Source organism: Actinokineospora sp. UV203 (genome assembly GCF_056323665.1).
In genome coordinates this window covers 6,422,364-6,437,675 of the sequence record NZ_CM150484.1, presented here as the reverse complement: position 1 = coordinate 6,437,675, position 15,312 = coordinate 6,422,364, and the positions used below count along the sequence as shown (strand labels likewise).

Genomic DNA, 15,312 nt, shown 5'->3' with positions numbered 1-15,312 from the left:
ACAGCTCCAGGTCAATCCGATGATGGCGTGAGTACCAAGGTTAGCAACTCGGTGGCAGCCTGCCGTACATCGGCATTCACCACGACCGCGTCGAACTCCGTCGACGCGGCCAGTTCTTCCTGCGCTATTGCCAGCCTACGGGCGACCACGGTCTCCTCCTCGGTGCCACGGCCGGTGAGCCTGCTCACCAGCGTGTCCCAGGACGGCGGCACCAGCATGACCAGCTGGGCCAGCGGCATGGCCGCGCGCACCTGGCGCGCGCCCTGCAGCTCGATCTCCAGCACGGCGGGCTTTCCCGAGGCCAGCGCGGCCTCGACCGGCCCGCGTGGGGTGCCGTAGTGGTTGCCCGCGAACTCCGCGTGCTCCAGCAACTCGCCCGCCTCGACCATGCGGTCGAACTCGGCGCGGGTGACGAAGTGGTAGTGCGCGCCGTCGATCTCGCCGGGGCGCGGGGCCCTGGTCGTGACCGAGACACTGAAGTAGAGGTCGGGGTGGAGCCTGCGCAGTTCGCCGACCACGCTCGACTTGCCCACACCCGACGGACCCGACACGACAGTGAGCCGGGACCGGGTAGCGACACCCGGGCCCGGCTCACGGCCGTTCAAACTGTCATTCACTCGCTGGGGAACTCGGCGAGCAGGGCCTTGCGCTGACGGTCTCCGAGACCGCGCAGACGGCGGCTCGGGGCGATCTCCAGGCGCTCGATGATCTGCTGTGCACGCACCTTGCCGACGCCTGGGAGGGCCTCCAGCAGAGCGGTGACCTTCATCTTGCCGAGGATCTCGTCGTTGTCCGACTGAGTCAGCACGTCCTTGAGGGTCGTGCCACCTCGCTTCAGGCGCTCCTTGAGCTCAGCCCGGACGCGACGGGCGGCAGCCGCCTTCTCCAGCGCTGCGGCCCGCTGCTCCTCGGTCAGCTGGGGAAGGGCCACGATTTCCTCCGTGGGGATTGGTTCTCCGGATCGGTGCCAGGACGTTACCGAGCCCTGGCCTGCGAAGACAACGCGGGTCCCGTCTGTGCGCACGGTGACGACGTGCTAGAAGTTGATCAACGTCCGCGATCATGTGGGGCTGTGACCTGCGTCAACCGGCTGGGCGGGGCCGGAAAGCGGCTCGTCACGGAGCGCGATCGGGTGCCCACGGGAGGAGAAAGTGTCATTTCCACCACTTTCCGAGTTGTGCTGAACACACCCCGTCAGACCACCCGCCGCCACCTGCGCGAACAGAAATGGGGTCGGCGAATAGGCCGAATGGCGTAGTCGGAAAGGATTCGGTGTCCGATTGTCGCGGCGGAGTGCGGTGTGGATGGCGGCAATACAGCGCACCTGTGAACGCGAAAGCGGCGCCGTGATGTGCCACGGCGCCGTCTTCTCGTGCGATGGTCAGATGGCGGCTAGTTCGTCCCTGGCGCGCAGCGCGGCGGTGCGTAGGTCCGCGACATCCGGGCCGTGCTTCAGGACGTCCCTGGAGCTCGTGGGGAGCACGTGGGCCGTCGGACCGAACACCCGGTCCAAGTCCGCCGCGCCCGCGCCCTGGGCGCCCACGCCGGGGGCCAAGATCGGGCCGTTGAGCTTCGACAGGTCCAGGCCCGTCTCTCCCACCGTCGCGCCGATGACCAGGCCCACCGAGCCCATCGGGTCGGCACCCGCGTTTCGCGCCGCGGCTTCGTCCACGACCGTCTGCGCGACCAGGTTGCCGTCACCCACGGCGCGCTGGACCGAGGCGCCTTCCTTGTTCGACGTGAGCGCCAGGACGAACACGCCTCGGCCGGTGCGCTCCGCCTCGTCGATCGCCGGGGACAGCGAGCCGAACCCCAGGAAGGGCGACAGCGTCACCGCGTCCGCGGCGAGGGGAGAACCCTCACCGAGGTACGCGGCGGCGTAGGCGGCCATCGTGGAGCCGATGTCGCCCCGCTTCACGTCCAGCAGCACGAGGGCGCCCGCGGCCTGGGACTCGGCGATCACGCGTTCCAGGACGGCGACCCCGCGCGACCCGTAGGCCTCGAAGAACGCCGACTGCGGCTTGAGCACCGAGATCTCCCCCGCCAGCGCCTCAACACACGTCAGCGCGAACCGCTCCAGGCCGCTGACATCGCGGGGCAGGCCCCACGCGTCGAGCAGGCCGGGGTGCGGGTCGATGCCGACGCACAGGCGCCCGCGCGCGGCGACCGACTCGGCCAGCCGCGCGCCGAACGGGGCCCTCACTTGCGGACCTGGGCGGCCACATCGGCCCGCAGCGACGCCTGCAGCTCCTGCAGGGACCGCACGCCGATGTCGTCGCGGATCAGGGCCTCGATGCCATGCACCGCCGCCGCCGCGCCCTGGATCGTGGTGATGCACGGGATGTCGCGCGACACGGCGGCCGTGCGGATCTCGTAGCCGTCGACACGGGGGCCGGGGTTGCCGTACGGGGTGTTGATCACCATCTCGACCCCGCCCTCGCGGATCAGGTGGACGATGTCGACCTCACCCGGGACCGCCTCGGTGTGCTTGCCCACGACCGTGCACGGAATCCCGTTGCGGCGCAGCACTTCCGCCGTGCCCGAGGTCGCGAGGATCTCGAACCCGAGGTCGGCGAGGCGCTTGACCGGGAACACCATCGCGCGCTTGTCGCGGTTGGCGACGGAGACGAACACCCGGCCCGAGGTGGGCAGCGAGCCGTAGGACGCGGTCTGCGACTTGGCGAACGCCTTGCCGAAGGACACGTCGATGCCCATGACCTCGCCGGTGGACTTCATCTCCGGGCCGAGCAGCGAGTCGACGCCGTGGCCTTCCTTGGTGCGGAAGCGGTGGAACGGCAGGACCGCCTCCTTGACCGCGACCGGCGCGCCCGGGGGCAGCTCGGCACCGTCACCGAAAGCGGGGAGCATGCCTTCCTCGCGCAGCTCCGCGATGGTGGCGCCGAGCATGATCCGCGCGGCGGCCTTCGCGAGCGGGGCCGCGGTGGCCTTGGAGACAAACGGAACCGTGCGGCTCGCGCGCGGGTTGGCCTCAAGGACATAAAGCACGTCGTCCTTGAGCGCGTACTGCACGTTGAGCAGCCCGCGCACACCCACGCCCTTGGCGATCGCCTCGGTGGAGCGGCGGACCGCCTCCAGGTCGGTGCGGCCCAGGGTGATCGGCGGCAGCGCGCACGACGAGTCGCCGGAGTGGATGCCCGCTTCCTCGATGTGCTCCATCACGCCGCCGAGGTAGACCTCGTCGCCGTCGCACAGGGCGTCGACGTCGATCTCGATGGCGTCGTCGAGGAACCGGTCGACCAGCACCGGGTGCTCCGGGCTGACCTCGGTGGCCCGCTGGATGTAGCCGGCGAGGGTGGCCTCGTCGTAGACGATCTCCATGCCGCGGCCGCCGAGCACGTAGGACGGGCGGACCAGGACCGGGTAGCCGATCTCGTCGGCGATGCGCTTGGCGCCTGGGAACGAGGTGGCGGTGCCGTACTTCGGCGCGGGCAGGCCGGCCGAGGTCAGCACCTCGCCGAACGCGCCGCGGTCCTCGGCGAGGTGGATCGCCTCGGGCTGGGTGCCGACGATCGGCACGCCCGCGTCGGCCAGCCGCTGCGCGAGACCCAGCGGGGTCTGGCCGCCGAGCTGGACGATGACACCGGCGACCGTGCCCGAGCGCTGCTCGGAGTGCACGACCTCCAGGACGTCCTCGAACGTCAGCGGCTCGAAGTAGAGCCGGTCGGAGGTGTCGTAGTCGGTGGACACCGTCTCCGGGTTGCAGTTGACCATGACGGTCTCGAAACCGGCTTCGCGCAGGGCCATGGCGGCGTGCACGCACGAGTAGTCGAACTCGATGCCCTGGCCGATGCGGTTCGGCCCAGAGCCCAGGATCAGCACCTTGGGCTTGTCGTGCTGCGGCGAAACCTCGTTCTCGGCTTCGGGGTCGAGCTCGTAGGCCGAGTAGTGGTAGGGCGTGTTCGCGGCGAACTCGGCGGCGCAGGTGTCGACCGTCTTGTAGACCGGGCGCACGCCGAGGCGGTGGCGCAGCGAGCGGACACCGTCCTCACCGGCGAGTTCGGGGCGCAGCGCGGCGACCTGACGGTCGGAGAAGCCCGCCCGCTTCACCCGGCGCAGCAGCGGCTCGTCGAGCACGGGCGCGTCCATGACCTCGTCGCGCAGCTCGATCAGCGAGGCGATCTGGTCGATGAACCACGGGTCGATGCCGCTGGCCTGGTGCACCGCGTCGACGCTCGCACCCATGCGCAGCGCGCGCTCGACGGTGTAGAGCCTGCCGTCGTGCGCGGTCCGCAGGGCGTCGAGCGCGGTCTCCTGGGTCATGGTCTCCGGGTCGGGCCGGGTCCAGAAGCTCGCGTCCTTGGTCTCCATCGACCGCAGGGCCTTGCCCAGCGCCTCGACGAAGTTGCGGCCGATCGACATGGCCTCGCCGACGCTCTTCATCGTCGTGGTCAGCGTGGCGTCGGCGCCGGGGAACTTCTCGAACGCGAAGCGCGGGACCTTGACCACGACGTAGTCGAGCGTGGGCTCGAACGAGGCCGGGGTCTCGCCGGTGATGTCGTTGGTGATCTCGTCGAGCGTGTAGCCGATGGCGAGCTTCGCGGCGATCTTGGCGATCGGGAAGCCGGTCGCCTTCGACGCCAGCGCGCTGGAGCGCGACACCCGCGGGTTCATCTCGATGACGACCATGCGGCCGTTGCCCGGGTGGATGGCGAACTGGATGTTGCAGCCGCCGGTGTCCACGCCGACCGCGCGCAGCACATCGATGCCGACGTCGCGCATGTGCTGGAACTCGCGGTCGGTGAGCGTCATCGCGGGAGCGACGGTGACCGAGTCGCCGGTGTGCACGCCCATCGGGTCGATGTTCTCGATCGAGCAGATGACGACGACGTTGTCCTTGCGGTCGCGCATCAGCTCAAGCTCGTACTCCTTCCACCCGAGCACGCTCTCCTCGATGAGCACCTCGGTGACCGGGCTCTCGGTGAGGCCGGTGGAGGCGAGCCGCTCCAGCTCGTCGTGCGTGTGCGCCATGCCGGAGCCCAGGCCGCCCATGGTGAACGACGGGCGGATGACGACCGGCAGGCCAAGGTCGGCGACGGTCTCGCGGACCTCCTCCATCGAGTGGCACACGCGGCTGCGCGGGGTCTCGGCGCCGATGTCGGCGACGATGTTCTTGAACTTCTGCCGGTCCTCGCCGCGCTGGATTGCCTCGATGTCGGCGCCGATCAGCTCGACGCCGAACTTCTCCAGGACACCCTTCTCGTGCAGGGCGACGGCGGTATTGAGCGCCGTCTGCCCGCCGAGGGTGGCGAGCACCGAGTCGACCGGGTGGCCCGCGTCGAGCTCGGCCTGCAGGACCTTCTCGACGAACTCGGCCGTGATCGGCTCGATGTAGGTGGCGTCGGCGAACTCCGGGTCGGTCATGATCGTCGCCGGGTTGGAGTTGACCAGGCTGACCCGCAGGCCCTCCTCGCGCAGCACGCGGCAGGCCTGGGTGCCGGAGTAGTCGAACTCGCAAGCCTGGCCGATGACGATCGGGCCGGACCCGATCACCAGGACGTGCTTGATGTCTTCGCGTATGGGCATTAGGACTCGCCTCCTGCATTTTGCGGGACACCCGCACCCGGTCGGGCAGATCGTGGCGAAACAGCGTGCCACGACCCGCCCTCCATCAGAGTCACGAACTGGTCAAACAAGTCAGCGGCGTCGTGCGGACCAGCCGCCGCCTCGGGGTGGTACTGCACGGAGAACGCGGGCACGTCGAGCGCGCGCACACCCTCCACGCAGCCGTCGTTGGGGCAGTAGTGGCTGACCTCGGCGGCGCCGAACGGGGTGTCGAAGCGCTCCCCCGCCTCGCCTTCGAGGGCGAAGCCGTGGTTCTGCGAGGTGATCGCGACCCGGCCGGTGGCGACGTCGATGACCGGGATGTTGATCCCGCGGTGGCCGTACCGCATCTTGTACGTCCCGCGGCCGAGCGCGCGTCCGAGAATCTGGTTACCGAAGCAGATGCCGAACAGCGGGATCCGCCGCTCCAGCACCGACTTGGTCAGCGCGACCGCGTGGTCCTGGGTGGCCGGGTCGCCCGGGCCGTTGGACAGGAAGACGCCGTCGGCCTCGATGGCGAGGATGTCGTCGAGCGTGGCCGACGCGGGCAGCACGTGCGTCTCGATGCCCCGCGCGGCCATCATCCGCGGGGTGTTGGACTTGATGCCCAGGTCGAGGGCGGCCACCCGGAAGCGGCGCTCACCGTCGGCCTCGACCACGTAGGTCTCTTTGGTCGTGACGTCGCGCGCGAGGTCCGCGCCCGCCATCTGCTCGGTCTCCCGGACCCGGCCGACCATGGTGTCGACATCGGTCAGATCGTCGCCGGAGAAGACACCGGCGCGCATCGCGCCGCGCTCGCGGATGTGCCTGGTCAGCGAGCGGGTGTCGACGCCGCTGATGCCCACCACGGCCTGGTCGACGAGGACCTCGTCGAGGCCGCGGGTGGAGCGCCAGTTGGAGGCGATGCGGGCGGGGTCGCGCACGACGTAGCCGGACACCCACACCCTCGTCGACTCGTCGTCCTCGTCGTTCCAGCCGGTGTTGCCGATCTGCGGGGCGGTGGCCACCACGATCTGCCGGTGGTAGGACGGGTCGGTCAGGGTCTCCTGGTAACCGCTCATCGCGGTGCAGAACACCACCTCGCCGAACGTGGTGCCGGTGGCGCCGAAGGCTTCGCCGCGGAAGACCCGGCCGTCCTCCAGCACCAACGCGGCGGCAGTCCGCGTGCTCTTACTCACCGTGCGGTACCTCCGGGTTCACATTCTTCAGGGCGCGTACAGCGGGCACCCACGTGTCGTATTCGGTCTTCTCATCGGCCCGGAAGCCGGTGTCGAACTGGCTGTCGCCGATCGCCCAGCGGATCACGAGCAGGCCGTCGCCGCCCATGATCTTTCCAGCGATACCCGCCTCGGTGCGCGCGTCCACGACCGACTCGGCGGGAATCCACACGGGACTCGCGCCGGTCCGGTCAAAAAGCACGCCGTCGGTAAGCAGGTGGGCGGTCGCGTCGGCGCGGTAGCCGACGTCGCCCACGGCGACCCGGTCCTGCCAGCTCTTGTCCGTCACGGTGCTCGCGTAGACGCCCGTGCTCGGCGGTAGGAGTTCCTCGGTCTCACGCGAACGCACGCGCTCAAGCAGACCCGCGGGAACCTGCGGGAAGGCGGGCAGGACGGCGGCCTGTCGGCGGCCGCGGTTGCGGTAGCCCCACAGCATCAGGCCGACTAGCACCAGGAAGATCGCCAGGAAAAGCAGCGATAGCCCAAGCCTGCTCATCGGACCGCCTTCCCGTCGCGCGCGGTGACCTCGCCGCGCAGCAGCGTGGCGACCACGGTGCCCGGTAGCTCCATGCCCTCGTACGGGGTGTTGGCGGCGATGCTGGCGAGGTCGGCGCCGTGGACCGTCCAGCGGCCCGCCGGGTCGACCAGCGTCAGGTTCGCGGGCTCGCCGACCGCGATCGGGCGACCCTGATCGGGTAGCCCGGCGATCTCGGCGGGCCGCTCGCTCATCACCCGGGCGACACCGCGCCAGTCCAGCAGGCCCGGCTCGACCATGGTCGCCACCACGATCGGCAGCGCGGTCTGCAGACCGAGCATGCCGGGGCGGGCCGCGGACCACTCGCAGTCCTTGTCCTGGTGGGCGTGCGGGGCGTGGTCGGTGGCGACGCAGTCGACCGTGCCGTCGGCCAGCGCCTCGCGCAGCGACTTGGCGTCGTTGGCGGTGCGCAGCGGCGGATTGACCTTGTTGACCGGGTCGTAGGTGTTGAGCCGGTCGTCGTCGAGGAGCAGGTGGTGCGGGGTGACCTCGGCGCTGACCTGGGTGCCGCGCCCCTTGGCCCAGCGCAGCACCTCGGCGGTGCCCTCGGTGGAGACGTGGCAGACGTGCAACTTGGCGCCCGCGTGCAGGGCCAGCAGGCAGTCGCGGGCGACGATGGACTCCTCGGCGACCGCGGGCCAGCCGGTGAGACCCAGCCGCGCGGCCGTCTCACCCTCGTGGGCCTGCGCGCCGACGGTCAGCCGGGGCTCCTCGGCGTGCTGCGCGATGACCACGCCCAACGCCTTGGTGTACTCCAGCGCGCGGCGCATGATCAGCGGGTCGGCGACGCAGAGACCGTCGTCGGAGAAGATCCGCACGCCCGCCTTGGCCATGGTGCCCAGCTCGGCGAGCCTCTCGCCCTTGAGTCCCACGGTGACCGCGCCGACCGGATAGACGTCGACGAGGCCGACTTCCTGGCCGCGGCGCCACACGTGCTCGACGATGACCGCGTTGTCGGCGACCGGGTCGGTGTTGGCCATGGCGAACACGGCGGTGTAGCCGCCAAGGGCGGCCGCGCGGGAACCGGTCTCGATCGTCTCGGTGTCCTCGCGACCCGGCTCACGCAGGTGGGTGTGCAGGTCGACGAACCCCGGGAGGGCGACCAAGCCGTCCGCCTCGATGACCTCGTCGGCTTCTAAGTCATTGCCTATCTGGGCAATGACACCATCCCGGATCAACAGATCTACGGGATCGCCTTCGCCATAGGGCTTGGCGCCGCGGATGACCAGGGTCATGAACCGTCTTCCTTTCTGCTAGCGCGGGACACCCGCACCCGGTCGGCGTGAACGAGTAGCTGCGCGATGGTCACTCGTCCCCACCTCCGGCGGCCAACAGGTGGTACAGCACGGCCATCCGGACGTGCACCCCGTTGGCGACCTGTTCGGTGATCGCCGCGCGCGGCGAGTCGGCGACCGCCGGGGCGATCTCCATCCCGCGCAGCATCGGACCGGGGTGCAGCACGACCGCGTGCTTGGGCAGCAACCGCGCCCGCGCTTCGCTGAGGCCGTAGGTGATCGAGTACTCCTTGGCGGACGGGAAAAAGCCGCCGTGCATGCGCTCGGCCTGCACTCGAAGCATCATGACCGCGTCGAGCGTCGGCAACTCGGCGTCGAGTTCGTGACTGACCTGGACCGGCCAGTTCTCGACCCCCGCGGGCAGCAGCGTGGGCGGCGCGACAAGAACGACCTCGGCGCCGAGGGCGGTGAGCAGGTGCACGTTGGATCGCGCGACCCGGCTGTGCAGGACGTCACCCACGATCGCGACGCGCCTGCCGTCGATCCCGCCGAGCCGGTCGCGCAGCGTCGCCGCGTCGAGCAGCGCCTGCGTGGGGTGCTCGTGGGTGCCGTCACCCGCATTGATGACGCTGGTGCCGACCTCGGAGAGCCAGCCCGCAAGGCGGTGCGCGGCGCCCGAGGCCGGGTGGCGCACGATCACGCAGTCGGCGCCCGCGGCGGCCAGCGTGAGGCCGGTGTCGCGAAGGGACTCGCCCTTGCCCACAGAGGACCCGCCGGAGGAGACGTTGACCACGTCGGCGCTCATCCACTTCCCGGCGATCTCGAACGAGACGCGGGTGCGGGTGGAGTTCTCGTAGAACATGGTGATCACCGTGCGGCCGCGCAGCGTCGGCAGCTTGCGGACCTCACGGCCCAGCAGGGTCTTCTTCAGACCGTCGGCGGTGTCCAGAATAGCCAGCGCGGTCGCCGGGTCGAGCCCGTCGGTGCTCAGGAGGTGTTTCACTCGGACTCCTCCGGCCTGCGCAGCAGAACGGCGTCGTGACCGTCGGTCTCGGCGAGCAGGACGGCGACCTCCTCGGATCGGGCGGTGGGCACGTTCTTGCCCACGTAGTCGGCACGGATGGGCAGTTCGCGGTGGCCGCGGTCGACGAGGACGGCCAGCTGGACCGCGCGGGGGCGGCCGGCGTCGCGCAGCGCGTCGAGGGCGGCGCGGATGGTGCGGCCGGAGAACAGCACGTCGTCGACCAGGATGACCAGGGCGTCGTCGATCCCGCCGGGCGGCAGCGCGGTCGCGCCGAGCGGGCGGGTGGGTTTGCGGCGCAGGTCGTCGCGGTAAAGGGTCACGTCCAGCGTGCCTACCGGGACCTGCACGTCGGCGAATTCGGCGATCTTCGCGGCCAGCCGCTCGGCCAGCGGGCCGCCCCGGGTGGGTACGCCCAGCAACACGACCGGGCTCGCCCCGGACGCGCCGAGGGCGGTCTTCTCGATGACCTGATGGGCCATTCGAGCGATGGTGCGCGCGACGTCGCCGGCCGAAAGCAGCTCACGCTGCCCAGCCGGGTCTGCCGCGCCGCGGTCTCGCGACGCCACAGTGGACTCCTTCCCCGCCTCACTGGACGGGCTTTAAAGGATGTCGATCAGCCCAGTTGACCTGGGCTCACGTCGACCGTATCAGGCCGATTCGGGCGACTTGGCGGGTGGTCCGGGCCCATGTTCGCCAGGTCTCCTGGTCCGATCAGCTTGACCTGGTGACAACTCTGGGTAACCATTACTCAGCGTGTTGATTTGAAGCTACCCGAGGCTGTCGCTTAGCGCCGTCGGGGCGAACGAACGGAGAACCGCCGCATGGGCGACTACGCCAAGGCGCTAGGAGCCAAGCTCCGCGCCATCCGCCAGCAGCAGGGGCTGTCGCTGCATGGCGTCGAGCAGAAGTCCGGCGGCCGCTGGAAGGCCGTCGTGGTCGGCTCTTATGAGCGCGGCGATCGAGCGGTCACCGTGCAGAAGCTGGCCGAACTCGCGGACTTTTACGGCGTGCCGGTGGTGGAACTCCTGCCTGAGGGCCGGGTGCCATCCGGTGCCGAGCCCGCCACGAAGATCGTGATCAACCTGGAGCGGCTGCAGCAGCTGCCCGCGGAGAAGGTCGGCCCACTGGCCCGATACGCGGCGACCATCCAGAGCCAGCGCGGCGACTACAACGGCAAGGTGCTCTCGATCCGCACCGAGGACCTGCGGTCGCTGGCGATCATCTACGACATGACCCCCGGCGAGCTGACCGAGCAGCTCATCGACTGGGGCGTGCTGCCCCCTGAAGCCCGCCCGTCCAAAGAGGATTAGGTGATGAAACACCCGACCGCGCAGCATCCCCGTCTGCGCGCGTTCGGGTGTTTCACCGTCCGCCACCCCGGAATTTCATGTTGGGGTCACCTGCCAGGGTGATGCACTGGTGGCGGGGTAACCGTGGTCAGCTTTCGTCACGGTTCCCCTTAGGTGCCGGTCCGTAAACTAGCGAGCAGCGCGGAGCCTGTCGGCGATACCGCCGATGCGGCCTAGAACGCCGTTGACGAACCGCGGTGAGTCGTCCGTCGAAAGCGACTTGGCCAGCTGCACGGCCTCGTCGATCGCCACGGCGTCGGGCACGTCGTCGGCCCAGAGGATCTCGTAGAGGCCCAGTCGCAGGACCGCGAGGTCCACCGCTGGCATCCGGTCGAGTGTCCAGCCCTCGGCGTGTTCGGTGAGCAACTCATCGATGCGGGCCTGGTTGGCGCACACACCTTCGACGAGCGTGATCGTGTAGTCGTTCACCGGGGCGACGTCCGGCGAGCCGACCCGGGTCGACATGAGGGTGACCGGGTCGTCGCCTCGCAAGGCCGCCTCGAAAAGGAGGTCGACCGCGCGCTTGCGTGCCTTGCTTCGGGCTCCCACGTCAGCTGCTGACCCGGCCGAGGTAGCGCCCGTCGCGGGTGTCGACCTTGACCTTCTCGCCCGTGGTGACGAACAGCGGCACCTGGATCTCGGCGCCGGTCTCCAGCTTGGCGGGCTTGGTGCCACCGGTGGAGCGGTCGCCCTGCAGGCCCGGGTCGGTGTGCTCGATGATGAGCTCGACCGAGACCGGGAGCTCGATGAACAGCGGCGTGCCCTCGTGGGAGGAGACGTTCGCGCTGCTGTTCTCCAGCATGTACTTCGCGGCGTCGCCGACGACCTCGGGCGAGATGGAGATCTGCTCGAAGGTGTCGCCGTCCATGAAGACGTACTCGGAGCCGTCGTTGTACAGGTAGGTCATGTCGCGGCGGTCGACGGTCGCGGTGTCGACCTTGACGCCGGCGTTGAACGTCTTGTCGACGACCTTGCCGGTCATCACGTGCTTGAGCTTGGTCCGCACGAAGGCAGGGCCCTTACCCGGCTTGACGTGCTGGAACTCGGTGACGGTCCAGAGCTGACCCTCGAGGTTGAGCACCAGGCCGTTCTTCAGTTCGTTGGTCGAAGCCACGAGCTAGATCTCCTGTGTTTCGCGCATGGGTGATCGTCCTAGACGACCATGAGCTGCTTGGTGGTCAAGGTGAGGAGCTCGGGTCGGCCATCCCGTACGACCAGCGTGTCCTCGATGCGGACACCGCCCTTGCCGGACAGGTAGACCCCCGGCTCGACCGTGACCGCCATGCCGGCGGAAAGTGTACCTTCACCGGTCTTGGCCAGGGCGGGTGCCTCGTGGATCTCGAGTCCGACGCCGTGTCCGAGCCCGTGGAGGAACTCCGCGCCGCGGCCCGCGTTCTCGATCACCTCGCGGGCGGCGGCGTCGACGTCCTGTACTCGGGCCCCCGGTTTAAGAGCGGCGCGGCCCGCGGCCTGTGCGGCGGCGACCAGGTCATAGACCTCGCGCTGCCAGTCGGCGGGCTCGCCGAGCACCAGGGTCCGAGTCATGTCGGAGTGGTAGCCGTCGATGAGCGCGCCGAAGTCGAGTTTGACGAAGTCGCCCTGGTGCAGGACGGCGTCGGTCGGGCGGTGGTGCGGGATGGCCGAGTTGGCGCCGGTGGCCACGATCGAGTCGAACGCGGGCTTGGTGGCACCGTGGTCGAGCATCCGGTTCTCCAGGTCGCGGGCGACCTCACGCTCGGTGCGGCCCGCGGTGAGGCCGCCGTGCTCGATCAGGTCGGCGAGCGCCCGGTCGGCCGCGGCGCAGGCCATCCGGAGCGCCTCGACCTCGGTGTCGTCCTTGACCATGCGCAGCCGCTCGACCAGATTCGGTGCCCGGGTGAACTTGAGCGAGGGCGCGGCCTCGGTGAGGGCGTCGAGGCCGTCGACGGAGACGTGCTGACTCTCGAAGCCGGTGCGGCGGTAGGTCGCGTCCTTCTCCGCCTTCGCGGCGAGGGCGAGCGCGCTGGAGCGGTCGATGAGGTGCTCCAGCTCGGGAACCTGCAGGCCCGCCTGCTCCACGTAGCGGCCGTCGGTGCAGAAGACCGTGCGCTCCTCGCCGTCGGCGTGCACGAGCAGCGCGCCGTTGGAACCGGTGAAGCCGGTGAGGTAGCGCAGGTTGAGCAGGTCGGCGACCAGCACCGCGTCGAGTCCCTGCTCCCGCAGCAACTCCCGCAGAGCTGTCCGACGGCGAACGTGGGCTTCAGGCATAGAAGGAGCTTACGACTGACCAGCATCCCGCGTCGGGTCGTCACCGCCTACTCTGCGGTAATGGCAACGTGGGTGGTTCGGGGTGTGGTGTTGGCCGTCGTCCACGCGGTGGCGGCGGTCGTGGTGGCGATGCTGAAGGCATCCGAGCCGACCGGGCGGACGCTTGTCGAGGCGCTGGTCCTGGGCGTGCTGGTGGGTGTCGCCGCGACTTGGGCAGCGGTGGACGCCTGGCGCGGCGTGGTCGACCGCGCTCGGACGTGGGTCATCGCCGCGCTGATCGCCGGGTTCGGTTCGGCGGTGCTCACCGTGATCGGGCGGGCCGTGCTGGTGGACCAGACGGGCACCAGTTCCCTGGGTTCGGCCCTGACCGGCGGCGCCGCGTTCACCGCCCTGCTGGTCCTGGTACCCGCGGGCCTGGGCCTGATCGCAGGCACCAAACTCGACCGCCCCTCCCCCACCGCAGGCAAGCGCCGCAAGTCCCGCACCTGACTCCCGCGAGTCGCCCCCTCCGGCAAACGAGTTCGACATTCGCGATGCTCACCGACCAACTCACTGTCGAACTCACTTGCCTGGCGGGGCGACTCGCTTGCCGGACGGGGCGACTCGCGGACTAGGGGTTGAGGGTGGGGGCGTCGGGGTAGTCGCGCCAGCGGCGGGGGGTGATGGGGAGCGGGACGGACGAGTTGAGAGTGGCCAGGGTCGGGTCGGTGAACTGCCACAGGTGTTCGTCGAGCACGAAGGCCAGGCGGCTGTCGGCGGTGACCACCTTCGCGGCGGCGTCGAGGCGGGCGCGGACCGGTAGGGATTCGAGCGCGGGGATGCGGCTGTCCAGGACGCGGACGGCGAGCTTCTCCGCCACGGCCCGGCGTTCGACCCGCAGCAGGCCACCCTCGACCACCACGTCGACGGTGCGCTGCGGGGACGGCATCGCGAAGCCGCGCAGCGCCTCGGGAGCGCGAGCCGGGTCGTCGCAGGCGCCCGCGTTCGCGATGTCGGCGCCGAAGTGGACCAGGTCGGTCGGGGCGTGCACGGTGCGGGTCGCGCGAACGAGGTCGACGGGGATGCGGTCGCAGGGGTCCTCGACCGAGCGGACGGCGTGCCCCTGTGGGTCGCGCACCAGGCCGGGGCCTTCCTTCCACGGGCCCGGAATGTGGATCGGCTGCGCGGGTGACCTGCGGAAGTCCTTGTCCCAGAAGGTGATCGTCGTGCCGTGTTCGGTCTCGTGGGCGATGGCGAACGCGCCCAGGGCGGGCACCCACATCAGGTCCGCGCTGAACGCGTCGACCACGGAGCGCATTCGGGCGGCGGTGCTGCTGAACGCGCGGAAACCGCCCGGCGACAGCGTTTCCACGTCGACGGTGAAGGTCGGGTCCTTGGCGCGCAACAGGAACTGGCCCGCGCCATTCCACCCGGCGTCGCTGCCGGTGGTGTCGGTGAACATCAGGTAGAACCAGCCGTCGACGTGCACCGCCGCGGGCTGACCGGCGCCATAGATGTTCTCGCGCAGCACATTTCGGGCTGCGGTGACGATCGGTTCGCCGCCGTTGCCTCGGCTCCAGACGCGGCCGTCGGGGCTGGTGGCAACCCCGATCGAGTTGCCGTGGGCGTGGTCGCCCGCCGCGCCGGTGTAGTACAGGTAGTAGGTGCCGCGGACCTTGATCACCGACGGGTCGCAGGTGTGCATGCCGTCGAAACCCGTTGTGCTGCCGGAGAAAATCGGCGTCGCGGGACTGCCGTCGGGTCCGACGAAGGTGCTGTCCAGGGAGGTCGACTCGGCGAGGAGGATGTCGTCGCCCGGCGGGTTGGCCACACCGAGCTGGCTGCACCACCACATGCGGTAGCGCCCGCCGTCGAGCATCAGCGTCGGGCCGTAGTTGTACGGCGCGTCACCGCCGCCCGCCGCGACCACGCCCGGGCTCTGCCGCGGGCGGTCGGTGCGCAGCGTCAACCGCGGGGTCGGTGGGGCCTCCGATGGGGCCGCCGACGTGACAAGGGGCCGGGACTGGCCTGCTTCACCCGCGGCTGTCGTGCAGCCGGTGAGGAGGCCGCCGATCAGCAGAATCGACGCGGCCCTGCGGCGCGGACTCGACATGCGGGGGTGATCGGCCTTCCGGGCGGGTGACGGGAGGCCCCCAGTGTAGGG

Annotated in this window: 15 protein-coding genes; 2 read left to right on the top strand and 13 right to left on the bottom strand. The window is 70.0% G+C overall.

The features are described from left to right. Positions 1-11 precede the first annotated feature (11 nt). From gmk to pyrR, 9 genes are all read right to left on the bottom strand, one after another. Positions 12-617 carry a guanylate kinase gene (gene gmk / locus ACUZ2Y_RS30985; protein WP_476325557.1) on the bottom strand — a complete coding sequence of 202 codons (606 nt, stop codon included), beginning with the start codon at positions 615-617 and terminating at the stop codon, positions 12-14. Beyond that, the gene (gene mihF, locus ACUZ2Y_RS30980; RefSeq protein WP_091380708.1) at positions 614-931 is read right to left on the bottom strand and encodes an integration host factor, actinobacterial type; all 318 of its coding nucleotides are present in this window, start codon (positions 929-931) and stop codon (positions 614-616) included. The genes gmk and mihF overlap by 4 nt, the downstream gene beginning before the upstream one ends. A gap of 450 nt (positions 932-1,381) precedes the next feature. Further along, the gene (gene pyrF / locus ACUZ2Y_RS30975) at positions 1,382-2,203 is read right to left on the bottom strand and encodes an orotidine-5'-phosphate decarboxylase (protein ID WP_476325555.1); all 822 of its coding nucleotides are present in this window, start codon (positions 2,201-2,203) and stop codon (positions 1,382-1,384) included. Continuing rightward, positions 2,200-5,544 carry a carbamoyl-phosphate synthase large subunit gene (gene carB, locus ACUZ2Y_RS30970; RefSeq protein WP_476325553.1) on the bottom strand — a complete coding sequence of 1,115 codons (3,345 nt, stop codon included), beginning with the start codon at positions 5,542-5,544 and terminating at the stop codon, positions 2,200-2,202. The genes pyrF and carB overlap by 4 nt, the downstream gene beginning before the upstream one ends. Beyond that, a complete protein-coding gene (carA, locus tag ACUZ2Y_RS30965; protein ID WP_476325551.1) occupies positions 5,544-6,740 on the bottom strand; it encodes a glutamine-hydrolyzing carbamoyl-phosphate synthase small subunit in 1,197 nt (398 codons plus the stop codon). Before carA ends, carB begins: the two co-directional genes overlap by 1 nt. Then, positions 6,733-7,275, bottom strand: coding sequence for a PH-like domain-containing protein (locus ACUZ2Y_RS30960; protein ID WP_476325549.1), 543 nt, complete (start codon positions 7,273-7,275; stop codon positions 6,733-6,735). Before ACUZ2Y_RS30960 ends, carA begins: the two co-directional genes overlap by 8 nt. Beyond that, on the bottom strand, positions 7,272-8,549 hold the full coding sequence (locus ACUZ2Y_RS30955) for a dihydroorotase (protein WP_476325547.1): 1,278 nt from the start codon (positions 8,547-8,549) through the stop codon (positions 7,272-7,274). Before ACUZ2Y_RS30955 ends, ACUZ2Y_RS30960 begins: the two co-directional genes overlap by 4 nt. A gap of 70 nt (positions 8,550-8,619) precedes the next feature. Continuing rightward, positions 8,620-9,552, bottom strand: coding sequence for an aspartate carbamoyltransferase catalytic subunit (locus ACUZ2Y_RS30950; protein ID WP_476325545.1), 933 nt, complete (start codon positions 9,550-9,552; stop codon positions 8,620-8,622). After that, entirely contained in the window at positions 9,549-10,139 is a 591-nt protein-coding gene (pyrR, locus tag ACUZ2Y_RS30945; protein ID WP_476325543.1) for a bifunctional pyr operon transcriptional regulator/uracil phosphoribosyltransferase PyrR, read from the bottom strand. The genes ACUZ2Y_RS30950 and pyrR overlap by 4 nt, the downstream gene beginning before the upstream one ends. 255 nt (positions 10,140-10,394) lie before the next feature. On the opposite strand from pyrR, the gene bldD reads away from it, so the two are divergent. Further along, positions 10,395-10,883, top strand: coding sequence for a transcriptional regulator BldD (gene bldD / locus ACUZ2Y_RS30940; RefSeq protein WP_018686187.1), 489 nt, complete (start codon positions 10,395-10,397; stop codon positions 10,881-10,883). 168 nt (positions 10,884-11,051) lie between these two features. Here bldD and nusB read toward each other — a convergent pair whose 3' ends face one another. The 3 genes from nusB to ACUZ2Y_RS30925 are packed head-to-tail and all read right to left on the bottom strand — an operon-like array spanning position 11,052 to position 13,169. After that, a complete protein-coding gene (nusB, locus tag ACUZ2Y_RS30935; protein WP_476325540.1) occupies positions 11,052-11,471 on the bottom strand; it encodes a transcription antitermination factor NusB in 420 nt (139 codons plus the stop codon). A gap of 1 nt (position 11,472) precedes the next feature. Next, positions 11,473-12,036 (bottom strand): elongation factor P, encoded by a 564-nt coding sequence (gene efp / locus ACUZ2Y_RS30930; RefSeq protein ID WP_476325538.1) that lies wholly within the window; start codon positions 12,034-12,036, stop codon positions 11,473-11,475. A 38-nt stretch (positions 12,037-12,074) separates the two neighbouring features. Then, complete coding sequence (locus ACUZ2Y_RS30925) at positions 12,075-13,169, bottom strand: M24 family metallopeptidase (protein ID WP_476325536.1); 1,095 nt, start codon at positions 13,167-13,169, stop codon at positions 12,075-12,077. 60 nt (positions 13,170-13,229) lie between these two features. Here ACUZ2Y_RS30925 and ACUZ2Y_RS30920 point away from each other — a divergent pair, with 60 nt between their 5' ends. After that, positions 13,230-13,658 (top strand): B-4DMT family transporter, encoded by a 429-nt coding sequence (locus ACUZ2Y_RS30920; RefSeq protein ID WP_476325534.1) that lies wholly within the window; start codon positions 13,230-13,232, stop codon positions 13,656-13,658. A gap of 121 nt (positions 13,659-13,779) precedes the next feature. Here ACUZ2Y_RS30920 and ACUZ2Y_RS30915 read toward each other — a convergent pair whose 3' ends face one another. Next, the gene (locus ACUZ2Y_RS30915; protein WP_476325532.1) at positions 13,780-15,261 is read right to left on the bottom strand and encodes a glycoside hydrolase family protein; all 1,482 of its coding nucleotides are present in this window, start codon (positions 15,259-15,261) and stop codon (positions 13,780-13,782) included. Positions 15,262-15,312 lie beyond the last annotated feature (51 nt).